The organism is Weissella paramesenteroides, assembly GCF_051903945.1.
Taxonomy (GTDB): domain Bacteria; phylum Bacillota; class Bacilli; order Lactobacillales; family Lactobacillaceae; genus Weissella; species Weissella paramesenteroides_A.
Window position 1 is genome coordinate 1679614 of record NZ_CP192268.1, and the last position, 23809, is coordinate 1703422.

The window sequence follows — 23809 nt, forward strand, 5'->3', positions numbered from 1 at the left end:
ATATTGAAGAAACGAAGCCTTATTTTAACAACAATAGTGTTATTATTTTGCTAATTCACGATAGGTTTGTTTTGATAACTTTTCGATTAAATTAATGCCATCTTCTTCTGTATCACTACCATTCGTCAAGACAGCAATAACATAGTTCGTTTGCTTGTTTTTAATGTGGCCGATACTATTAACGATCCACCCATCATCATCCGGTAACCAACCATTTTTTAAGGCCATCTTCGCATCAGATGGTACACCAGCAGTAATTCCCCAACGTTGACTAGGTTCTACCTGACTCATCAACTTCTGCGCGAACTGTTGCGAATCTGATGACAAAATATTACTTCGATAGAAAATATTACGTAACAAAATTACTTGGTCAGGGGCGGTTGTTGTTGAGCTACCCCAGGCCGCAACATCCATTTTAGAATCATTCATTGATAAGGCATTAAATAAATCATCAGGCGCAGCATACCCACCCATTTGATATAACAAATTTGTCGTCGCGTCATTGTCACTATCTTCAATCATAGCTGTGGCTAATGTTTGCTGATCGTCTGTCAATGTCTCATTAGCAGCCTCGTGCTGACTTAATAGGTTCGCCAAAACAGACACCTTCACAACACTTGCTGTCGGAAAGGTATCTTGATTGCTATCACGCAATGTTATCAACTGCTTATGTTTTTGATCATAAACAGCAATATCGACGTTAACTTTTTCTCCCTTTAATGATTTTTGCCATGATTGTGTGAGATTTTTTTTATAATCAATTTTTTTCATCTTAGGTGTAATGGTTCTCATAATTTCTTTATGATGTGGCCACACGATAGCAATAATACCAACAGTAAAAATTGCTGCAATGGCCAGTGATAACCACTTCATCTTTTTTTTCTTAGGGTTTTCTTCACGCGAGCGTAACCCTCTCATATTTTTATTATTCATATCTAATAGTATACGACAACATTCAGTAAACAGTGTTAACCAATTGTCTTATATTCTTGGCAATTATGTCATGTATGTGTCAAAACCGTTTACTATTAGTAACGTCACATCATTTTCAAACCAAATTTGCTTACAATACAAAAAAAGCTACTTGTATACACAAGTAGCTTTTTTAAGTCATTTCTGACTGCTAAACCGAATAAAATTACTTTACAGTAACTGCGGCACCAGCTTCTTCAAGCTTTGCCTTCAATTCGTTAGCGTCGTCTTCTGAAAGACCTTCCTTGATGATTGAAGGTGCATCGTCAACAAGACCCTTAGCGTCCTTCAAGCCCAAACCAGTTGCTTCACGAACTGCCTTGATAACCTTAACCTTAGCAGTACCTGCTGAAGTCAACTCAACGTCGAATTCAGTCTTAGCAGCGGCGTCACCACCAGCTGCACCAGCAGCTGCAACAGGGGCAGCAGCTGAAACACCAAATTCTTCTTCGATAGCTGAAACCAAGTCAGCCAAGTCCATGATCGTAGCTTCCTTCAATGAAGCGATGATTGAATCCTTATCAAATGCCATGATAAATAATCTCCTCTTAATATTTGCTTTTTGCAATTTTAATTTTGGGCAATGCCCGATAGTTTAAGCTGTGAATCTAAGCGATTGCTTAGGCTTCAGCTTCTCCCTTTGCGTCTGATACAGCTTTAACTGCATAGGCAAAGTTGCGAACAGGTGCTTGCAATGTTGACAACAACATTGATAGCAAACCGTCGCGGTCTGGCAATGAAGCGTACTTATTGATTTCGTCAATAGATACGATATTACCATCGATGTATCCACCCTTGATTTCCAAGGCATCGATATCATCAGCATACTTCTTCAAAACACGGGCAGGTGCGATTGCATCGTCGGCTGAAAAGGCAACAGCTGAAGGACCAGCAAATAGGTCGTTCAACTCTGACAAATCAGCAGCTTCAGCGGCGCGAGTCAAGACTTTGTTCTTGATAACACGTAGCTCAACACCTTCTCCACGTAATTCAGCACGCAACTTGTTTGATTCCTCAACAGTCAAGCCACGAACGTCAGCAACAACGGCAGACGTTGCGTTCTTGAACTTGTCAGCAACTTCGGCAACTTGTTGTGCTTTAACAGCAATGGTTGCTTCACTCATGGTATATTGTTCCTCCTGTTTAGATTTTGATTCTTACCAAAAGACCCCCAGTACAGACTGCACCGGGGGTCAAAAGTCGCTTTCGCGTTTTTTCACTTCCTCGGCGGGATATTGAGTCTTACGACACCTGCGTCTTAGGTAGAATCGATTTATTACTTCAACTACTTTAACAGGTAGTCGAGGAAGTGTCAACAGATGCTTCGACTATTTTTTAGAATAATCTAAATTATAGTGAAGAAATGTCGATGTTCACAGCAGGACCAAATGTTGAAGCGATTGATACGTGTTGTACGTATGTTCCCTTAACAGCGGCTGGACGTGAACGCAAGATAACAGCAGCCAATGACTTGATGTTTCCTGCAAGCTTATCAGCATCGAATGATACCTTACCAACTGGTACAGCAACGTTTCCGTCACGATCAGTACGGTAAGTAACCTTTCCTGACTTAGCTTCTGAAACAGCCTTAGCAACGTCAAACGTAACAGTACCAGTCTTAGGGTTAGGCATCAATCCCTTAGGTCCCAAGACACGTCCAACACGTCCAACTTGTGCCATCATATCTGGTGTTGCGATTGCAACATCAAAGTCTAACCATCCACCTTGGATACGTTGTACCAAGTCAGCGGCTCCGACAACATCAGCACCAGCTTCTTCAGCTTCTTTAGCCTTATCACCTTGTGCAAAGACCACAACAGTTTGGTCCTTACCAGTACCGTTAGGCAAAACAACGGCACCACGCAATTGTTGATCAGCTTGACGCGTATCAACGTTTAAGTTAAATGCAATTTCAACAGTTGCATCAAACTTGGCAAAGTCAATATCCTTTACCAATGCAGCAGCTTCCTCAACAGTGTACAACTTGGCACTGTCAACTTTTTCAGCAGCTGCTAAATAATTCTTACCATACTTAGCCATGGTAGCTATTCCTCCTTGCAAACGCGGTCAAACGGTCATTGACCTCCCGCTTGATCTTGCTTAGTTTCCTATGCGATCCGTACGTTACTTGTTTAATTAGCCTTCAACAGTGAAGCCCATTGAACGAGCAGTACCTTCAATCATGCGAACAGCTGCATCTACGTCAGCTGCGTTTAGATCTTGCATCTTAGTTTCTGCAATTTCACGAACTTGTGCTGCAGTAACTGTAGCGACCTTCTTCGTGTTAGGCTCACCAGAACCCTTTTCAACACCAGCGGCCTTCTTCAAAAGAACAGCTGCTGGAGGAGTCTTGGTAACGAACTCGAATGAACGATCTTCATATACAGTAATAACTACAGGGATTAGCAAACCGCCTTGGTCGGCAGTACGAGCATTAAACTCCTTTGCGAATCCCATGATGTTAACACCAGCTTGACCCAAAGCAGGTCCAACTGGAGGTGCAGGTGTTGCCTTACCGGCTGGAATCTGCAACTTAACAATACTTGAAACTTTCTTAGCCACGATTGTTTCCTCCTTCGTGTTTGTGGTGTAAATGGCGCGTTTCGATTTACGCCTCCCACATATGTGCCTAATAACAACACATACTAAATTATAATAACAAAACACTCAGCTTATAGCAAGCTAAGTGTTCAAGTTTTTTATATTTATTTAACTGGCTTGATGTCGTTAAATGAAATTTGGGTTGGTGTATCACGACCAAACATGTTGATCAAGATCGTTACTTCTTGATGTTCATCATCAATGGCTGTAATTTCACCTTCTTGACCCGCAAAACTACCTGAAACGACATCAACTGAATCACCAACGACAACATCCAAATGTTCAACTTTACGTTCAACTAAGTTCATCCGTGCCAACATATCATCAACTTCTTCTGGTAGCAAAGGTACTGGCTTTGACCCACCACCGTGAGAACCTAAGAAACCAGTCACGCCTGGTGTATTACGAACAACGTACCAAGCTTCGTCAGTCATGATCATTTCAACCAAAGCATATCCTGGGAAATCATTTTCTTTAACAATCTTTGTCTCGCCGTCTTTTTCAACTTCAACTTCTTGTTCTGGCACCAACACACGGAAAATATAATCCGTCATACCCATTGTTTCAATACGTGATTCCAAATTTGACTTCACACGATTTTCGTATCCTGCATATGTGTGCAAAACATACCATTGCTTATCGAACGACTCAGTTGCCATGATTGCCTCCTCAGACTAATTGACATAAATTTTTGTAAATTAAAAACCCTCTAAATTTGAGGGTTTTATCTGCTAATTGATAGCTATAGTATAGCGCATTTTGTTTACTTAGACAACCAAGTAATTCCTTGTTCAAATACCCAGTCAGCGCCCCCAAAGATAAGCGCAAAGGCTAATCCGGTAAACACAACAATCGTTGTATTATGGACATTCTCACTAAAGGTTGGCCAAGTAACTGTATGCATTTCTTTAATAACACTTGATATAAACTTCATCTGTAAACCTCTGTTCGATACTCTTACATTGTTTCTCGATGCAATGTGTGATTACCACAATACTTGCAAAATTTTTTAACCTCTAAACGTTCAACACGAGTAGTCTTTTTAACAACCATGTAATTTCGTGAACCACAAACACTACATGCTAAAGCGACTTTTTTCACTGCCATTTGGCGCCACCGCTCTTCCTAATTTCTATTTTCGTACCATAAAGTGTAACACTTTTATTAGTAAACAGCTAGTTGTTTTTCATTTCTAGCTGATAGAGATGGTGCCATTTACGACGAATCCCATAACACCATGACCGTGAGCGCTGAATGCGTTGTGCTGCTTCTGCCATCCCGTAACCTTGCACCAGCCAAAAGACTAGTTCACGTTCTTTACCAGGAAGTGTCGCATACCATTCCAAAATAAATGACATCAAATATTGTTGATGATTCTCAAAGCGTTCACAAGCGGACTCTGCTTCATAAGGCACAATCGTTTCTTGTAAAACAGGGACTTGAAAATCCAGTACCCGGTACTCATTACGCCAAAGTTGCACAATATGGGTTTGTAAAGCTTGCTTATAGTAAAGTGTCAGTGCCGCCCAAGTCCGATTACGCAATAATCGTAGGGTCTTATGCAGGACGACCCGACATTCATGCTGCCAATCAATTGGCTGCGATCGGACACGCTGTTGCTGATAGGTCTTCCAAATTAGTCCCTCAAACTCACTAAAAATGGCTTGAAATGCTGTCTCATCCCCTGACTGGGCAGGCAAAATTAAATTCACTCGTTTGTCACGCACAGGATTCACCCTTTCCTTACTAATGTAAGAAAAGCATACTGTAAATCCTGGCAAAACGTCACACTTATGCTGCACAAATTAACTGGCATCCATGTAACTATGTTGTCAGAACATAATTTCTTATGCTAATGGATGACGACTATTATAGCCTTGATAAATAAGTAGGCTGGCTGCCACTGAAGCATTCAAACTTTGGACATGGCCAATCATTGGAATGGTCAATGTTTCATCAACAGACTTTTTCAATAATGGTGAAATACCCTTACCTTCATTGCCAATAATTAATGTCGTTGCGCCTTTGGCATCCCAACGTCGATAATCGTTACCATTCATATCAGTGCCAAATACCCAAACACCACGTTCTTTTAGTTGTTCAACTGTTTGCACAAGATTTGTCACCCGCGCAACAGGTACATGTTCAATGGCACCCGTTGAAGTTTTGGCAACAACTGACGTTAACTGTACTGCTCGACGCTTTGGAATAATAATACCGTGGACACCTGCAGCATCAGCCGTTCGCATGATTGAACCAAGATTATGTGGATCTTCAATTGAATCTAACACTAAGAAAAATGGTGATTCATTTTTTTCAGCTGCTTTAGCAAACAAATCATCAATGGTTGCATATGCATAGGCCGCAATTGATAACACAACTCCCTGATGATTTTCACCATTCGTTAATTCATCAAGTTTTGCCTTTGGTGCATCTTGCATAACCAAACCACGTTTTTTAGCTAAGCCCGCCAATTCATTGCGTGCTTTATCAGCCAAACCAGTCTGCAACCAGACTTTATTGATTTCTGTTTGACCTTTTAACGCCTCAACAGCCGCATGATGTCCGTAGACAAATTCCGCTTGATTTTCACCTTGTGGTTCATGTTGTTGTCGCTTGCCGCCGGCTTGTTTTTTATTATTTCGTTGTCCCATGATTAACTGTTCGCCCACTTTCCACTTGTTTATAAATCCATGAAATTAGCTCTTCTAAGCGTTCTGTCTGATTACTAGCACCTAAATAACCAATTACCGCTTCGAAACCAGTTGAAATTCGGTAGGTAACAACATCTGTGTTCTTAGCCTTGGTATGTGAATTAGCATTACGTCCGCGTTTAAAATATTTTTGTTCCGTTTCGGTATAAATTCCTTCTGCTTCGATTAACGCATATAATGCCGCATGTGCCTTAGCTGAAACATACTTCTTTGATTCACGTTGTAATTTAGCTGGCTTGGTAATGCCTTTTGCTAATAGGTGTTGTCGAATGTACACCTCATAGACAGCATCCCCATAATAAGCTAAATCCAGCCCATTTAATTGTTCATAATTTATCTTCTCGTTCATGTTTCCTATCATACCATTTTATGCATAAAAATTGGACATAAACTCGTTGATAACTATTCAAGGGTCCTGTGCCAGTCAGCAATCATCGTTAACTCTTCAGCAGTGATTTCACCAGTTTGTTGGGCAACCTGAATTAAGCTAGAAAAATTAGTGAGTGATGAAAAAGGCGTAGCTGCTTGAGCAAAGTTCATCGTTGCGGCGGGTAATTCATAAGAGAAGATAGCCGCAACTCCCAGTACTTCACCACCAGCGGCTTGTGTCGCCTTCACAGCACCCAAAACAGAACCACCTGTCGAGATTAAGTCATCAATTAGGACAACTTTTTGTCCAGCAGCCAGTACCCCCTCAATTTGTTTACCAGTCCCATGGTCCTTGGGCTTTGATCGGACATAAATCATTGGTAAATCTAATTTTTCAGCAACCCATGCTGCGTGGGGAATCCCAGCAGTCGCAACACCGCCAATCACTGCGACATCTGGATATTGTTCCTTAATTAGCGTAACAAGACCATCAATAATAATGCGGCGAGCGTCTGGGAAAGAAATTGTCTTGCGATTATCTGTATAAATTGGACTTTTAATACCTGATGCCCATGTAAATGGATCATTCGGCTGTAATTTGACTGCGGCAATATCTAATAAAGACTTGGCAACCGCTGTTTGATAATCTACCATTTTTCACCTCTTATGAAATTCTGTCACTACTTGTTCGTATGTCACAACTGGATCCAGTGCCTGAGTAATTGATCGTCCAACGACAATCCCGTTTGCACCTCGTTGTTGCGCTTGAGCGGGTGTCATGACACGACTTTGATCGCCTTGTTCATCGCCTAATAGGCGAATACCTGGTGTAATCGATAAAAACGATTCACTGGTTGCGCCATGAATTGCTTGCGACTCATATGCTGATGAAATCACACCAGCCAGTCCCGATTTTTGAGCCAGTTGTGCCAGATGAATAACCGAATCATTCAACGACACCGCCAGTTGTTGGGTTGCTTGTAATTCGTCTTCAGTGAATGAAGTCAATTGCGTAATTGCTAATAATTTTGGTCCATCAGTCTGCGTCAATATTGCTTCTTTAGCTGCGGTCATCATGCGAATACCACCCGCAGCATGCAACGTTAAATAATCCACCCCTAGTCGTGCAATATTCTTAGTTGCCTGGCCAACTGTATGTGGAATATCATATAATTTTAAATCAAGAAATACCGTGTAGCCACGTGCCTTCAAATCAGTGACAAATGCTGGTCCTTCACGATAAAACAATTCCATGCCAACTTTCACTGCTAGTGGTTGATTTTTTGGAAATCGATCCAGAAAACGCCATGCTACTGATGCTTCAGGAAAATCCAAGGCAATAAAAACTGGATTTATAGTACTCATGATTGCTCCTTTTTAATGGTCTGCCAGTCATTTTCATTCTCGGGTAATGCATGTAATGCACCAGTGACATCACTCGCCTTATCAAAATGATATTTATCCAATGCTGTAGGTAAAGCATCAATCAACTTAGGTAGGCATAACTTATCAATGCTATTCATGACCCCGACCTGCACGGCTGATGCACCTGCCATCATTAATTCAAGTGCATCATCAATCGATGACACCCCACCAACACCGATAATCGGAATATGGACAGCTGATGCGGCCTCCCAAATCAATTCTACTGCCAATGGATGTAGCGCTTCACCAGATAATCCACCCTTACCGCGATATAAACGTGCGGAACGACTTTGCAAATCCAAGCTCATACCGACGAGCGTATTGACCATCGTTAAGCCATCAGCGCCCGCATTTTCAGCAGTAACTGCCAATGGTTTAATATCCGTAACATTTGGTGACAATTTGGCATAAATGGCCTTTGCAGTCACTGCACGTACGGCACTCACAACTGAATGAATACCTGACTCCGTAACCCCAAATGCACGCCCACCTTCATCAACATTTGGACATGATAAATTCAATTCAATCGCATTAACTGCTGGTAATTCGTCGATAATTTTAGCCAATTGCACAAACTCATCAACTGTTGCACCTGAAATTGATAACATCTTCGGTAGGTCGGGTAATTTTGCTGCTAATTCTGGTAAAAAATCTGCTTTTACGGCTGCAATACCTGGATTAGCTAATCCAACTGAGTTTAAAATACCTGCTTTTGTGTTCACGATCCAAGGTTGTGGATTCCCTGTGCGTGGTGCTAAAGTGGTGGTTTTTAACACTAAAGCACCTAACTTATTGAGGTCAAAGTCATCCATATGGTCAAGACCATAATAGAAGGCCCCCGACGATGGCATAAATGGATTCTTAAGCTTTAATCCTGGTAAAGAAACTGCGTAGCGTTCATCATTCATGTGCTAATTCTCCTTTATTATCGTGTTATGCAGGGGTGATCGTAAATGCTTGTGATTCGAGCACACTTAAGAGTGCCTTCACTGTATCAAAGGCCGTAAATAGCGGCACAGCATTTTCAATGGCTGCATTACGAATTAAACGACTATCGTTAACAGTTGCCACATCCTGATGCGTTGAATTAATCACTAACTGTAAATCACCTTGGCTTAGTGCCGTCACAGCATTATGATTCGTTTCACTGATTTTATCGAGAACCTGCACATGCAATCCGTGTTGCATCAGATACTCACCTGTTCCGGCTGTTGCAAATAATTGGAATCCCAGTTCATTAAACCGTTGGGCCAAGGTCAACGCTTCAGCCTTATCTTCATCAGCAATGGTAAACAAGACATTTCCTTCATGTGGTATTTTAATGTTTGAAGCCACAAAGGCTTTGTAAAGCGCCTTTTCAAAAGTCTTATCTGATCCCATGACTTCACCAGTTGACTTCATTTCAGGACCTAGTAAGGAATCAACCGCTGGTAACTTCGTGAATGAAAAAATAGGTGACTTCACATGAACCATCGTCGACTCAGGAACAAGGCCAGTTGTGAATCCCATATCAGCTAACTTTTCACCTAACATGACCCGTGTCGCTAGCTGTGCTAACTTCAAATGAGTAACTTTTGAAATAAATGGTACGGTTCTCGAAGCTCGTGGATTAACCTCAATCACATAGGCAGTATCTTCATGAATGACAAACTGAACATTCATCAAACCAATCGTATCCAAACTCTTAGCCAAAGCAATTGAAGCAGTAACAATTTCCTGTTTGACCTTATCCGACAACGTTTGCGTTGGATAAACCGACATTGAGTCACCAGAATGGACACCAGCTCGTTCAATGTGTTCCATAATTCCTGGTATCACAACCGTCTCACCATCAGATAACACATCAACTTCCGCTTCAGAGCCGACCAAGTATGAGTCGATCAAGACGGGATGATCATGCGAAACTTGCACAGCACGACCCATATAATCTTGTAACTCCGCTTCATTATTAACAATTTCCATTGCACGGCCACCGAGCACATATGAAGGGCGTACCAAGACTGGATAGCCAACTGTTTCTGCAGCATGTAGCGCCTCGGCAATCGTCGTCGCTGTTTTACCCATTGGTTGTGCCAAAGCTAACTGTTTAATCACTTGATCAAATTCTTCACGATCTTCCGCGCGATTTAGATTTGCCACACTAGTACCCAAGATATTTACACCTGCATGAACAAGTGGCTCAGCTAAGTTAATGGCTGTTTGACCACCGAATTGTACAACAACACCCAATGGCTGTTCTAGATTCACTACATTCAAGACATCCTCCAGCGTTAATGGTTCAAAATACAATTTGTCAGAGACCGAAAAGTCTGTTGAGACCGTTTCTGGATTTGAATTCATAATAATCGCTTCATAACCTGCTGCCTGAATGGCTTTCACCGCATGCACTGTTGCATAATCGAATTCAACACCTTGGCCAATCCGAATCGGACCTGAACCAAGAACCAGCACACTTTGCTTATCAGTCACAACTGATTCATTCTCTGTCTCATACGTTGCATAATAATAAGGTGTTTGTGAAGCAAATTCTGCCGCTACCGTATCAACCATTTTATAGACAGGCTGAATAGCAGCATCTACCCGAAATGATGCCACTTCTGCAGCTGACCACTGCCAGATATCAGCAATTGTCTGATCAGCAAAACCATTTTGTTTTGCTTGTTGTAGGACTTGCTCATCACCAACATGCGCTACCAAGTTTTCTTCTATCTCGATAAGATGTAGGACCTTATCTAAGAAGAAATAGTCAATCGCTGTGCGCTGATGGATTTCATCTACCGAAACGCCACGACGCAATAATTCACCAATCATAAACAAACGGTCGTCGCGTGCCGGCATTAAATTGGCAAGTAATTTTTCGGTTGAAATTTCTGGAAAATTGATATCCCGTAAACCGATTGCCCCAATCTCTAACGAGCGCACCGCCTTATTCATCGCCTCTTCAATATTGCGTCCAATCGCCATCACTTCACCAGTGGCCTTCATTTGCGTACCTAAGTGACGATCAGCTGTTGCAAATTTATCAAATGGCCAACGTGGAATTTTAACAACAACGTAGTCTAAAGCTGGTTCAAAAGCTGCCTTGGTCGTCCCAGTGACCGGATTAATAATTTCATCTAATGTTAGACCAACCGCAATTTTGGCTGCCATCTTCGCAATTGGATAACCCGTTGCTTTTGATGCCAATGCTGAAGAGCGTGAAACACGTGGATTAACTTCAATAATGTCGTAGTTAAATGAATTTGGATCCAAGGCCATTTGAATATTGACCCCACCTTCGATTTTCAGTGCTCGAATAATCTTTAATGCTGCATCGCGCATCATTTGTAATTCACGGTCGGACAATGTTTGTACCGGCGCCACTACAATTGAATCACCCGTATGGATACCAACCGGATCAAAATTTTCCATTGAAGCAACAATCAAGGCATTATCGGCTGCATCGCGCATCACTTCAAATTCAATTTCTTTATAGCCCGCAATTGATTGCTCAATAAGCACTTGTGTTACGGGGGATAATTCCAAACCATTTGCCGCAATTGTCTGTAATTCAGCTTCATTATTTGCAATCCCGCCACCAGTACCACCTAATGTGTACGCTGGTCGCACAATAACTGGATAACCATTTGTTTCCGCAAAGGATAAGGCTTGTGTAACTGTGACAGCAATCATTGATTCAGGGACAGGTTCATTTAAGCGGGTCATTAAGTTTTTAAATGCTTCGCGATCTTCTGCTTCTTCAATTGCTGATAATTTTGTACCTAGTAAGATAATGCCTAATTCATCCAAAATTCCTGTTTCAGCTAGCTGCTTAGCCATATTCAAACCAGTTTGACCACCAAGCGTTGGCAAAATCGCATCAGGTCGTTCTTTACGTAAAATTCGTGATAAAAATTCTACCGATAATGGTTCAATATAAACTTCATCGGCAATTTCACTGTCAGTCATGATTGTGGCTGGATTTGAATTTACCAAAACAACTTCATAACCCTCTTCTTTAAGCGACATCGCCGCTTGAGTACCTGAATAATCAAATTCGGCAGCTTGACCAATAATAATCGGACCTGAGCCAATCACCAAAATTTTGTGAATATCTGTACGTTTAGGCATGTTGTTTTTGTCCTTTCTTCGTTGCGACAATCATTGCGAGGAAGTCATCAAATAAATATTCCGCATCGTGCGGACCAGGGGCTGCATCTGGATGAAATTGTACGGAAAATGCTGGCCGATTCTTCAAGCGTAGTCCTTCAACTGTGTGGTCATTAATTTCTTCATGGGTAATTTCTAGATTTGTACCAATGATTGATTCCGCATCAACCGCGTAACCATGGTTTTGCGATGTGAAATCAATTTGATCTTTCACCAAATTTCTCACTGCGTGATTGAAGCCACGATGACCAAATTTTAGTTTATAGGTTTCGGCACCATTCGCTAACGCAAACAATTGGTGACCTAAACAAATACCCATTAAGGGTAACTTCGCTTCTAATTCGCGAATAACTGGTAAAATGTGTGCGACTGATTCAGGATTTCCCGGTCCATTTGAAAGCAACACCCCATCAGGATCCATATCCAAAATCGTCTGTGCTGCAACATCAGCAGGAAATACCATCACGTTAACGCCACGTTTTGCTAATGAGCGGAGAATTGAATTTTTCAATCCAAAGTCAATCAAAGCAATTGATAATCCTTCGGTTGGATTCACATAGGTCGTCTTTGTTGTCATTTTGGCAACTTCATTCGTGATTGGTTGAATATCTTGCAAGTTTGCCACGGTCTCATCAGTTATTTCATCAACAATTGCTGCCTTCATGACGCCATGCTCACGAATTTCCTTGGTCAAGGCTCGTGTATCAACACCAGTAATACCTGGTAAATCCATCTTTTCAGCCCATTCCGCGATGGACATTTGTTGTCGCCAATTTGATGGTCGCCGTGCAATTTCATGAGCCACAATTGCTGTTGCAGTGGGCTTTAGTGACTCATAATCATCACGATTAATGCCATAGTTACCAATTAGCGGATAAGTAAATGTCAATATTTGACCAAAATAAGAAATATCAGTCAATGATTCTTGATACCCGGTCATACCGGTATTAAAAACAATTTCGCCTGCAACAACTTTTGCTGAACCAAAACCTTCTCCGATATAAACTGACCCATTTTCTAAAACAAGATAACGCTCCATGTTTTCCTCCTATGCCTCATAAGCAATTTGACCGTCAACGACCGTTAATAAGGTTTGTCCGTAAATCTTTTCACCGATAAATGGTGTGTTAACACCTTTTGATGCAAATTCATCTGCTGTAACTGTATGTTCGTGATCAATATCGAATAATGCCATATCTGCTGGTGCACCAATTGTTAATTCATGATTGCCTGGTAGCTTAAATGCCTGACTTGGTTGAACAACCATCCAATTCAATAACTGTTCCAAAGTAGCAATTCCTGATTTCACAAAATGTGTGTACATCAATTGAAAACTCGTTTCAATACCAGTAATTCCGAAAGCTGCGCCAATAAATGAACCTTGCTTTTCTTTGCGACTATGTGGTGCATGATCAGTGGCTATCATGTCGATCGTGCCATCCAATAGGCCAGCAATGACTGCCGCACGATCAGCTGGTGTCCGCAGTGGTGGATTCATCTTAAAGTAGGCATTATCACCCGTAATATGGGTCTCATCGAGTAGTAAATGATGAGGTGAAACTTCAGCAGTAACGCGCACACCCTGTGATTTTGCAAGGCGAACTAAGTTAACTGATTCTTTCGTGGAAATATGAGCAACATGGTAATGCACACCTGTTGCCTTTGCGATAACTAAATCTCGTGCCAGTTGCGACGATTCTGCCAATGGGTCAATTCCGGGTAACCCTAATTCTCGTGAACGTTTACCCAAATTCATCACACCACCATTCACAAGTGATTCGTCTTCCACATGCGCCACTAATGGTCGATGAACCTTGGTAGCTGCTTGCATTGCTGTCAACATCGTTGCAGCCGTTTGAACCCCTTTACCATCATTTGTAAAGGCAATGGCACCATCTGCTGCTAAAGCAGCCATATCACTCACATCTTCAGCTATTAACCCTTCTGAAATGGCGGCATATTGATAAATATGGACCCGCCCATTTGCTGCATTATTAGCTTTGATTTGCTGAAAAGCCGCCTGTGTTGCTGGTACCGGATTAAGATTTGGCATTGCGAGTACGGTCGTAAAACCGCCACGAGCTGCTGCCAGTGAACCTGTCGCGACCGTTTCTTTATAGGCAAAGCCCGGTTCACGAAAGTGCACGTGAACGTCGACCAATCCTGGTGTTAGCAAGGCGCCATGCGCATCGATTGTACGTGTAGCTGTTGTGGTCACTTTATCCGCAATTTCAACAATTTTTCCGTCTTTGATCAATACATCCTGCATCTTTAACTCATTATCATGAATCAAGTGGCGAGCATTTTTAATTAATAATTGTCCCATCTTATTATTTCTCCATTAATGCGCTCAAGATGGCCATCCTTGCATAAACACCATTTGCCATTTGGGTGAAAATTCTTGATTTATCAGCTTCAACCAAATCATCAGCAATTTCGACATCCCGATTAACTGGTGCTGGATGCATAATAATTGCGTCATCTTTTAACTGGTTATACCGTTCATGTGTTAATCCATACTGTTGGTGATAATCAGCCACTGAAAATGTTTGATTCTCAGTCATTGCTAAGCGCTCATGCTGTACGCGTAGCAACATCAGGACATCAATTTCGGTCAAATCATCATCCAATGATTGATAGGTACCATATTGATCAAAATCAGCTGGATACCAAGCTGTTGGTCCGGCAAAACTAACCGTAGCACCTAAACGATTCAGAATTTCTGCATTTGAACGAGCCACTCGTGAATGGGACAAATCTCCCACGATACGTACTTTCAACCCCTCAAAATAGCCAAACTGTTCATAAATGGTTATCAAATCCAAGAGACTTTGTGATGGATGTTGCCCATTGCCATCCCCAGCATTAACTAGCTTTGGCATTAAGGGGGACTGTTCCGCTATCAACGGAACGTACCAGTCATTGATATTGTGACGCAGCACAACCACATTTACGCCGATGGCGCCAAGTGTCTTCAACGTATCGCTTAAAGTCTCCCCTTTTTGTGTAGAACTTGTCTGTGGATTAACGATAATCCGAGACCAACCTAACTGGCTTTCAGCCATTTGAAAACTACTGGCAGTTCGTGTCGAATTTTCAAAAAACAAATTGGCAACATGTTGCTTTGTCTGCGGAACAGTCTTTTCCTTCGTCTTGTAAGCTAAACTTGTTGCAATTAGCGATGTTATTTCTGACGTTGATAAATCATTCAAATTCACAAAATTCTGCATGTTATCTCCTTATTGATGACACAAAAAAAGCCTTACGAATCCAGTGATTCCTAAGGCTTGCTCATTCAATCGTTGATGCAGTTATCCCATGCTAGGTTACCCACTCATCAATTAACGTCACCTTTATTAGCCTCACTGGACTACATTTAAAAGGTATTTATGATTGGGTTTAATATAGCACGCTTGTATCATTTAGTAAACAGTTTAACAGTTTTTAAAAACTTGTTAAAACGTTTAATGAACTGATATCAACGCATAAAATATTTTTAAAAAAATTTGTTTGATTTATTCATCAAGTACATCATGAATCGTAATGATACCAACAACCTCGCCGTCATCTTCAACAACTAAGTTAGAAATATTGTGTGAGGCCATCTTCTTCCAAGCAACACTATTACGTTTATCAACATCGATACTAATGAATCCCTTGGTCATGTAATCAGCTGCCGTTGATTTCTTAACCATGGATACCTGCAACATCTTCTTACGAATATCACCATCAGTCACGATACCAACGACTTTGCCATCTTCATCCTTTACCAAGGTCATGCCAACACCAAAATCACTGATTCGATAGATGACATCGTTGATTGGTGTATTGATATTGACATATGGAATCTTGGTATGCATCACATTCTTAACCGTTTGCAACAACAATTTTCCAATTGAACCACCTGGATGATATAGTGCAAAATCATCACGCGTAAATTCTTTTTCTTTTTGCACGGCAATCAACAAAGCATCCCCAACAACTAATGTCGCTGTTGTTGAACTTGTTGGCGCTAGTTTGGTCGTGTCTGCTTCAACCGCAACGTCAACAATTAATGGATAGGTTGAATTTTGCGCTAATGTTGAATCAGATGCCCCTGTTAAGGCGACGGTCTTGAGATCATCCCCAAAAATTTGCTTGAGGGCAAAAAAAGTTTGAATGACCTCTTGTGTTTCACCACTATTAGAGACAAAAAAAACCAGATCATCTGCTGATACTCGGCCTAAATCTCCATGAAAAGCATTACCAGCATCAATAAAGAAACTAGAAACCCCAATAGATGAAAATGAAGCTGCAATCTTCTCAGCAATAATTCCTGATTTACCAATTGCAATAAAAATTAAACGTCCAGTTGTATCTAGAACTTCTTCCACGACCTGGTCAAAACTATCATCTAGTTCATCACGTACTTTTTCTAAAGCTGTAATCTCTGTATTGAAAGTTTCTTTCGCATCATTATAGTAAGTCTTCATCTGCATACACCGCCTTGTTTTCAAGATTTTGATGGAACAATCGATTAGCTTCTTCTAAAATAGGGCGTGCCTTTGATAGATATAGCTGACTGTCCTGATCTGAAATAGCCTTCGGTGGATTTGGATGAACTTCGGCAAAGATACCGTCAATTCCAATTGATAACGCCGCACGCATCAATGGGAAAACATAGTCACGATTACCACCAGAGTGATTACCGTAGCCACTTGGAATCTGGACTGAATGTGTTGCATCAAAGATAATTGGATATTCTGTTTGACGCATCTGAATGAGGCTAGTCATATCAACAACTAATTGATGATAACCAAACATCGTACCTCGTTCAGTCACCAGAATATGCTTATTTTGAGAAGCAACCTTATCCACAGCACTTTGAATATCTTCTGGTGCCATGAATTGTGCCTTTTTAATATTAACAACACGACCAGTCTTAGCAGCGGCTAGTAACAAGTCCGTTTGACGACTTAGAAATGCTGGAATCTGCAAAACATCTGCTACCTCAGCAACTGGTGCACACTGATACGATTCATGTACATCAGTCACGATTGGCACATTATAATTTTCCTTAATTTTACGTAAGACTTCGAGGCCCGCCTCCATACCAGCACCTCGATCTGATGAAATGGAACTTCGATTTGCCTTATCAAATGATGACTTAAAGACATAATTAATTCCTAACTCATCAGTTATCTTTTTTAGCTCCTCGACAACCTCGGCACAAGTCTCATAAGATTCTATGGCACATGGTCCTGCTAGTAAAGTTAAACGATCGTCCTTAAAGCCGTACTCATGAAATACATCACTAATCTTTGGCATAAATTTTTCCCCCGTTCTAAACTAGTACATCTAAAAAGTAATATTAAAGATTATTAATTTTTTAACATTATATGCTTTTTACAGTTACTTTTCAGCTTTTAACTCTTATAGTCAGGTTTTTATTGCAGAAAAAAATCGGCTAATTCCTTATTTATCAAGGGATTGACCGATTATAAATTTAATGACAAAAACTACCATTTTTTATTAAGCTTGGACCACATGACGGACATATGGGTCATCTGAGAAACCTTGCTCAAGGATAATTTTTGACCATTCTTTTGCTGAGTGAAGACTGTGATCTTTGTAATTACCACACTCCTTAGCAACCGTTGCTGGCACATCGTCCCAGGTGATATCATCACGAATTTTACGTAAGACACGAGTGAACGTTTCAGCAACTTGAGTTGGTGTGTAATCTACCCAACTGATAATGTGAAAACCTGTACGACAACCAAATGGTGAGATATCAATAATACCATCTAATTCATCACGAACTAAGCTTGCAAATAAGTGCTCTAATGTGTGCACCCCAGCCGTTTCAATTGCGGTCTCATTTGGCTGTGTCAAACGTAAATCATAATTGACAATTTGTCCCCCATTTGGTCCTTGTTGCGTTTCAATTTTGCGCACGTAAGGTGCCTTTACCTTTGTATGATCCAATGTAAAACTTTCGACTTCTGCCATGTTTAAATCCCTCCTAAACGAATCTTTCTTTTCCCCACATTCGTCATTATAACAACAAACAAAAACATCCCGCAATCATCTCTGATTACGGGACGTTACCACGTGTTACCACCCGAGTTTGATAAGACAAGCTTACCCTCTAAACGTTATAACGAGCGACCCCGAATGGCACTAGCGATTATGTTCATGTCATTATGACTCCAAGACCATCTTCTAGTGAAATCGTTACTAGTTTCCACCACCCACTAGCTCTCTACAAACGATCAAACACTATACTCATCTCTTCTATGTCGATACGCCTATGCTAAATCTTCCATCACACGGTGTCAACAGAAAAATTAAAATTTTTTCATTTTATAATTTTTATGTCTGTCAATTACTTACGATGCCAACGTGTACCTTGTGGTGTATCTTCCAGAATAATTCCTTGTTCAGCCAATGAATCTCTGATTTCATCAGAACGCGCGAAATTCTTGTTAGCACGTGCATCGTTACGTTCTTGAATAAGTGCCTCAATATCATCATCTAGCAATTCATCATCTGATAAACCATCAACCCCAAAAATACTCATCAACACAGTAATTTTATCCAATATAAAGTTTACTGTATCCTGGTAGACCACCTCGGTTGCAGCATATTGATTAGCTAAATCAACAAGTTCATAGATTGCTGTTAAGGCATTGGGTGCATTAAAGTCATCATCCATCGCTGTATTAAACTGTGCAACTAACTCAATTGCTTTATCGTCGATTAAGGACTCATCACCAGCAACCGCATCCGTCAAACGGAATGCTAAATTACGATATCCCGTACGAATACGATCTAAATTGTGGGCAGCTTGTGTCATATTACTTTCTGAATAGGCAATTGAGCGGCGATATTGTGTCGTTGCCATAAAGAAACGTAAGACCATTGGATCATCAATTTGCTGTAATAAATCATGAACGGTTACGAAATTACCCAAAGACTTAGACATCTTTTCATTTTCGTCGCCCACAGTAACAAAGCCATTGTGAAGCCACTCATTGACAAACTTTTCACCTGTGTGCACTTCACTTTGCGCAATTTCATTTGTGTGATGCGGAAACGCTAAATCGATGCCACCGCCATGAATATCAAAGTGATTACCTAAATATTTTGTCGACATCACTGAGCATTCAATGTGCCAACCTGGACGGCCTTTGCCCCATGGTGAATCCCAAGCAATCGCGCCATCACCATTCTCACCCTTCCAGACCGCAAAATCCATTGGATCCTCTTTACGCTCTAGTTCTTCATCATTCAAGCGACCGGCCGCATTAGATGTCATTTCTGCCAAATCTTGGTGTGCCAGCGCACCATAATTGTGGAACTTCTTTGCACGATAATAAACATCCCCAGCTGATTCATAAGCATATCCCTTATCAATCAAATCGGCTACGAAATCGATAATCTCGGCAATATGTTCGGTTGCTCGTGGGCGAACTGTTGCCGGTTTAATATTTAAAGCCGCCGTATCTTCATTGAAGGCAGCAATATATTTATCAGCTAACTCCGGCACAGTAATTCCTTGTTCAGCTGCTGCCTTAATCATTTTGTCATCAACATCCGTGAAGTTTGAAACATAGTTTACTGTGTAACCACGATATTCAAAATAACGGCGAATTGTATCAAACGCAATGGCAGAACACGCATTCCCAATATGAATATAGTTATAGACAGTTGGTCCACAGACGTACATATTGATTGTGTCATCATGTATTGGGTGGAATGGTTCCTTTGCCAACGTCATTGTATTGAACATTTTAATCATATTCGCGTCCCTCTCTCTTAAAAAATGTCATTTTTATAGCGCCTAAATCAATCTTTCGTCTATTCTCTAGGCTTACACAAGTATTTTACCATAAATTTCATAACTTCTAGAATGACTATTAAACAGGCATTAACAAGAACATCCTCTAGTTATCTTCATTTCTCTTACTTGGATAGAACTAATATAAAAGTTACAATTGACCTTGAAACAATGTCATGCACTTCTAGTCTAGGGGGATTATTCAACATGTATCAAGCAAACGAAAATCGATACAACAACATGGTTTACAATCGTGTTGGCAAAAGCGGTCTCAAACTTTCAGCATTTGGTTTAGGACTATGGCACAATTTTGGTAGTGTCGATCCACTTGAAAATCAACAAGCAATTATTCATCAAGCATTCGATTTAGGCATTACTTACTTTGACTTGGCAAATAACTATGGCCCAGTTCCTGGAAGTGCTGAAAAGAATTTTGGGGAAATCATGGCCCATGATATGCATGCCTATCGTGATGAATTGGTAATTGCTAGTAAGGCTGGTTACGAAATGTGGGATGGTCCTTACGGCAATTGGGGATCAAAAAAGAGTATCATTGCCAGCGCTGATCAAAGTTTGCAGCGGCTACAATTGGACTATGTTGATATTTTCTACTCGCATCGTCCAGACCCTGAGACGCCAGTTGAAGAGACTGCATTAGCGCTTGATCAACTCGTTCGTTCAGGCAAAGCATTATATATCGGTATCTCTAATTATTCTGGCGAACAAACCCAGGCAATTATTGATGTCTTTAACGAATTAAAGACACCATTTATTATCCATCAGCCTCGCTATAATATGTTCAATCGTCAAATCGAGGCCGATTTATTACCTGTATTACGTGAAGCTGGTAAAGCGGCGGCAGTATTTAGCCCCCTTTCACAAGGATTATTGACAGATAAATACTTACACGGCGTGCCAGAAAATTCTCGAGCTGCAAAGTCAACAAGTCCTTTCTTGCATCCACAACAGGTTGAAGCAACAATCAAGACAGTGCAACAATTAAATGAAGTTGCGCAAGCACGTCAACAAACACTTGCTGAAATGGCGCTTGCTTGGAATCTACGTGAGCCAGAAATTGCTAGTGTTATTATTGGTGCCAGTCGACCAGAACAATTGGTTGATAATGTTAAAGCCCTTGATAACCTCACTTTTAGTGATGAAGAATTAGCAAAAATCGATGATATTTTAAGCCAGCAACCATTAGTTGACTGGAAAGCACATTAAAAAAGAGCGAGACAAAAGTTGTTTTGAAGCGCGTTTACGCTATCAAGATTACAGGATTACGATTAATACATTTTTAGCAAAAAGCGGCTGAGGTAGAACACCTCAGCCGCTTTTTTGTATTTCCTTTAATTGTTTTATCGCCACCACTGATCAAATACGGTCACTGGTTGACGACGCTTATGTTCTGTTGATGTGTATAGTCGTTCAATTTGCAATGCATCTGCTTCAGAAACTTCTTTACCTTCCAAGTAATCATCAATTGCATCATAAGTCACACCTAAAGCAACTTCATCTGGTTGTCCTGGGCGATCTTCTTCCAAATCAGCCGTAGGTACTTTCTCATAGAAAGTAGCTGGTGCACCAAGATATGCCAATAATTGGCGACCCTGTCGTTTATTCAAACGATACAATGGTGTGATATCAGCTGCGCCGTCCCCGAACTTTGTGTAAAAACCAGCTAAGGCCTCAGCTGCATGATCAGTCCCGATGACAACACCCTTATAAGCAGCAGCCACACCATATTGCGCAATCATCCGTTCGCGCGCTTTAATATTTCCCTTATTGAAATCAGTGACAGGAACCCCTGCAGTTTCTAATTCATGCACAACGCCAAGAACAGACTCTTCAATGTTCACAGTCACTGTCTTATCAGCTTCTTGCCATTTGATTGCTGCCAACGCATCTGATTCATCAGCTTGTTCATTGTATGGTAAACGCATGGCAATAAATTGATACTCGCCATCACCGGTCTCTTCACGTAACTGTTCAACCGCAAATTGCGCCAGTTTACCTGCTAATGTCGAATCTTGTCCACCCGAAATACCTAAAACAAGTGTCTTTAACCCTGTCTGCTTAAGATAGTCTTTTAACAGTGTGATTGACCGTTTAATTTCAGTCGCCGGATCAATTGTTGGTTGAACACCTAATGTTTCAATAATTTCTGCTTGTAATGGTCGCATGACAGATTCCTCCTATAACTTGCTAACTTATTTCTATTCTTCCGTTTGATCAATGTGATCAACATACTCTCGTGTTGCTTTGATCAAATTAACCTTATGATCCCAAGCCGCTTGTGATAAGTCAACTGGATATTCCTGTGGATTCAAATCACGACGGTATTCTGAATATAATGAATCGATATGCCGTTTTGCATATTCACGCACATCATCTAGCGCTGGCAAATCATAAACTAATTCACCATTAACAAACACATCCTGTAAAACAGGTCGTGCAGTATAATCAACCACCGTCTTATTCAGGTATGTGTAGCTAGGGTGGAACATATATAATCCGTTTGGCAAATTCTGAGGATCCTCATCCCACAAAGCCACGTAATCACCTTGTGACTTACCATCAGAATTACGTGTAATGCGCCACACTTGCTTTTGACCTGGTGTTGAAATTTTCTCAGCCGTACCGGAAATTTTGATTGTATCAGTCATGTTTCCATTTTCATCTTCAATGGAAACAACCTTGTAAACACCACCTAAAGCAGCTTGATCATATGCCGTAATTAATTTCGTACCAATACCCCAAGTATCAATCTTTGCATCTTGGAATTTCAAACTTTTGATGGTTGATTCGTCTAAATCATTTGATGCGACAATTGAAGCATCCTTGAATCCTGCCTCGTCAAGCATCTTACGCACACCCTTTGAGACATAAGCCAAATCACCTGAATCAATGCGGACACCAATAAAGTTGATTTTATCACCCATCTCCTTAGCAACCCGAATCGCTGCAGGAACACCTGAACGCAATGTATCATACGTATCAACTAAGAACACAACATCATGATGCGTTTCGGCATATGCTTTAAATGCATCATAATCATTGCGATAAACTTGCACTAAACTGTGTGCATGAGTCCCCGAGATTGGAATGCCAAATAACTTACCTGCACGCACATTTGAAGTTGCGTTGAAACCACCAATGTAGGCAGCACGAGTTCCCCAGATAGCTGCATCCATTTCCTGCGCACGACGTGAACCAAACTCCATTAACGTTTGATCACCAACCACTGAACGAATTCGTGATGCTTTCGTTGCAATCAAAGTTTGATAATTAACAATATTTAATAATGGTGTTTCAATTAATTGGGCATCAAATACAGTTGCTTCAACTTGAACAATCGGTTCATTATTAAAAACAATATCCCCTTCATGCGGCATACGTACCGTGCCCTTAAAACGCCAATCTTTCAAATAGTCTAAAAACTCTTCGTTAAATTCACCTGTTGAACGTAAATATGCCAGGTCACTTTCAGAAAAATGTAGATTGCTTAAGAAGTTGACCAATCTTTCTAAACCTGCAAAAACAGCGTAACCATTTTTGAAAGGCATTTTACGGAAATACATCTCGTAAACTGCTTTACGCTCATGAATACCCTTCATAAAATATGTTTGCATCATTGATAATTGGTATGCATCAGTGTGTAGTGCCAAGCTATCATCTGGATATGCTAAAGACATAACAAATAACTCCTTGTTTTATTTATTAACTAGTATTTTACCACAAAAACAAGGGTGTAAAG

25 protein-coding genes and 2 other annotated features are annotated in these 23809 nt (G+C 40.8%); of the genes, 1 reads left to right on the plus strand and 24 read right to left on the minus strand.

Annotated features, from left to right (window positions below; all coding sequences use genetic code 11):
* Nucleotides 1-42 precede the first annotated feature (42 nt).
* The 22 genes from ACQ4QH_RS08255 to cysS form a co-directional block, all read right to left on the minus strand.
* A complete protein-coding gene (locus tag ACQ4QH_RS08255; RefSeq protein WP_439818502.1) occupies nt 43-918 on the minus strand; it encodes a serine hydrolase in 876 nt (291 codons plus the stop codon).
* Between the two features lie 220 nt (nt 919-1138).
* Nucleotides 1139-1504, minus strand: coding sequence for a 50S ribosomal protein L7/L12 (gene rplL / locus ACQ4QH_RS08260; RefSeq protein ID WP_002827923.1), 366 nt, complete (start codon nt 1502-1504; stop codon nt 1139-1141).
* Nucleotides 1505-1592: 88 nt separating this feature from the next.
* Entirely contained in the window at nt 1593-2096 is a 504-nt protein-coding gene (gene rplJ, locus ACQ4QH_RS08265) for a 50S ribosomal protein L10 (RefSeq protein ID WP_002827924.1), read from the minus strand.
* 29 nt (nt 2097-2125) lie between these two features.
* Nucleotides 2126-2253: a sequence feature (ribosomal protein L10 leader region), on the minus strand.
* Nucleotides 2254-2322: 69 nt separating this feature from the next.
* Nucleotides 2323-3012, minus strand: coding sequence for a 50S ribosomal protein L1 (gene rplA / locus ACQ4QH_RS08270; protein WP_131473255.1), 690 nt, complete (start codon nt 3010-3012; stop codon nt 2323-2325).
* Nucleotides 3013-3108: 96 nt separating this feature from the next.
* Nucleotides 3109-3534, minus strand: a complete 426-nt coding sequence (rplK, locus tag ACQ4QH_RS08275; RefSeq protein ID WP_002827926.1) for a 50S ribosomal protein L11 — start codon at nt 3532-3534, stop codon at nt 3109-3111.
* Between the two features lie 143 nt (nt 3535-3677).
* Nucleotides 3678-4232, minus strand: coding sequence for a transcription termination/antitermination protein NusG (gene nusG / locus ACQ4QH_RS08280; RefSeq protein WP_002827927.1), 555 nt, complete (start codon nt 4230-4232; stop codon nt 3678-3680).
* 104 nt (nt 4233-4336) lie between these two features.
* Nucleotides 4337-4507 carry a preprotein translocase subunit SecE gene (secE, locus tag ACQ4QH_RS08285; protein WP_002827928.1) on the minus strand — a complete coding sequence of 57 codons (171 nt, stop codon included), beginning with the start codon at nt 4505-4507 and terminating at the stop codon, nt 4337-4339.
* Nucleotides 4508-4530: 23 nt separating this feature from the next.
* Nucleotides 4531-4680, minus strand: a complete 150-nt coding sequence (gene rpmG / locus ACQ4QH_RS08290; protein ID WP_439818503.1) for a 50S ribosomal protein L33 — start codon at nt 4678-4680, stop codon at nt 4531-4533.
* A 68-nt stretch (nt 4681-4748) separates the two neighbouring features.
* Complete coding sequence (locus ACQ4QH_RS08295) at nt 4749-5300, minus strand: hypothetical protein (RefSeq protein ID WP_439818504.1); 552 nt, start codon at nt 5298-5300, stop codon at nt 4749-4751.
* 120 nt (nt 5301-5420) lie between these two features.
* On the minus strand, nt 5421-6227 hold the full coding sequence (rlmB, locus tag ACQ4QH_RS08300; RefSeq protein ID WP_439818505.1) for a 23S rRNA (guanosine(2251)-2'-O)-methyltransferase RlmB: 807 nt from the start codon (nt 6225-6227) through the stop codon (nt 5421-5423).
* Complete coding sequence (locus ACQ4QH_RS08305; protein ID WP_140836398.1) at nt 6211-6636, minus strand: Mini-ribonuclease 3; 426 nt, start codon at nt 6634-6636, stop codon at nt 6211-6213. Before ACQ4QH_RS08305 ends, rlmB begins: the two co-directional genes overlap by 17 nt.
* Nucleotides 6637-6689: 53 nt before the next feature.
* Entirely contained in the window at nt 6690-7310 is a 621-nt protein-coding gene (gene pyrE / locus ACQ4QH_RS08310) for an orotate phosphoribosyltransferase (RefSeq protein WP_439818506.1), read from the minus strand.
* 3 nt (nt 7311-7313) lie between these two features.
* Entirely contained in the window at nt 7314-8021 is a 708-nt protein-coding gene (gene pyrF, locus ACQ4QH_RS08315; RefSeq protein ID WP_439818507.1) for an orotidine-5'-phosphate decarboxylase, read from the minus strand.
* Complete coding sequence (locus ACQ4QH_RS08320) at nt 8018-8989, minus strand: dihydroorotate dehydrogenase (protein ID WP_439818508.1); 972 nt, start codon at nt 8987-8989, stop codon at nt 8018-8020. The genes pyrF and ACQ4QH_RS08320 overlap by 4 nt, the downstream gene beginning before the upstream one ends.
* Before the next feature lie 25 nt (nt 8990-9014).
* Nucleotides 9015-12191 carry a carbamoyl-phosphate synthase large subunit gene (gene carB, locus ACQ4QH_RS08325; RefSeq protein ID WP_439818509.1) on the minus strand — a complete coding sequence of 1059 codons (3177 nt, stop codon included), beginning with the start codon at nt 12189-12191 and terminating at the stop codon, nt 9015-9017.
* Nucleotides 12184-13269, minus strand: a complete 1086-nt coding sequence (locus tag ACQ4QH_RS08330; protein ID WP_439818510.1) for a carbamoyl phosphate synthase small subunit — start codon at nt 13267-13269, stop codon at nt 12184-12186. Before ACQ4QH_RS08330 ends, carB begins: the two co-directional genes overlap by 8 nt.
* Nucleotides 13270-13278: 9 nt before the next feature.
* The gene (locus ACQ4QH_RS08335) at nt 13279-14556 is read right to left on the minus strand and encodes a dihydroorotase (protein ID WP_439818511.1); all 1278 of its coding nucleotides are present in this window, start codon (nt 14554-14556) and stop codon (nt 13279-13281) included.
* 4 nt (nt 14557-14560) lie between these two features.
* Nucleotides 14561-15460 carry an aspartate carbamoyltransferase catalytic subunit gene (locus ACQ4QH_RS08340; RefSeq protein WP_439818512.1) on the minus strand — a complete coding sequence of 300 codons (900 nt, stop codon included), beginning with the start codon at nt 15458-15460 and terminating at the stop codon, nt 14561-14563.
* A 285-nt stretch (nt 15461-15745) separates the two neighbouring features.
* Nucleotides 15746-16702: a KpsF/GutQ family sugar-phosphate isomerase gene (locus ACQ4QH_RS08345; protein WP_439819519.1), complete on the minus strand. Its 957-nt coding sequence runs from the start codon at nt 16700-16702 to the stop codon at nt 15746-15748.
* Entirely contained in the window at nt 16686-17537 is an 852-nt protein-coding gene (gene kdsA, locus ACQ4QH_RS08350) for a 3-deoxy-8-phosphooctulonate synthase (RefSeq protein ID WP_002827942.1), read from the minus strand. The genes ACQ4QH_RS08345 and kdsA overlap by 17 nt, the downstream gene beginning before the upstream one ends.
* A gap of 204 nt (nt 17538-17741) precedes the next feature.
* The gene (locus tag ACQ4QH_RS08355; protein WP_002827944.1) at nt 17742-18221 is read right to left on the minus strand and encodes an S-ribosylhomocysteine lyase; all 480 of its coding nucleotides are present in this window, start codon (nt 18219-18221) and stop codon (nt 17742-17744) included.
* Nucleotides 18222-18306: 85 nt separating this feature from the next.
* Nucleotides 18307-18518, minus strand: a binding site (T-box leader).
* Between the two features lie 79 nt (nt 18519-18597).
* Nucleotides 18598-20013 carry a cysteine--tRNA ligase gene (gene cysS / locus ACQ4QH_RS08360; RefSeq protein WP_439818513.1) on the minus strand — a complete coding sequence of 472 codons (1416 nt, stop codon included), beginning with the start codon at nt 20011-20013 and terminating at the stop codon, nt 18598-18600.
* A gap of 246 nt (nt 20014-20259) precedes the next feature.
* On the opposite strand from cysS, the gene ACQ4QH_RS08365 reads away from it, so the two are divergent.
* Nucleotides 20260-21276: an aldo/keto reductase gene (locus ACQ4QH_RS08365; protein ID WP_439818514.1), complete on the plus strand. Its 1017-nt coding sequence runs from the start codon at nt 20260-20262 to the stop codon at nt 21274-21276.
* Between the two features lie 134 nt (nt 21277-21410).
* Here the strand turns inward: ACQ4QH_RS08365 and nadE are convergent, their stop codons facing one another.
* Entirely contained in the window at nt 21411-22235 is an 825-nt protein-coding gene (gene nadE / locus ACQ4QH_RS08370; RefSeq protein ID WP_439818515.1) for an ammonia-dependent NAD(+) synthetase, read from the minus strand.
* Nucleotides 22236-22268: 33 nt separating this feature from the next.
* Entirely contained in the window at nt 22269-23747 is a 1479-nt protein-coding gene (locus ACQ4QH_RS08375; protein ID WP_439818516.1) for a nicotinate phosphoribosyltransferase, read from the minus strand.
* Nucleotides 23748-23809 lie beyond the last annotated feature (62 nt).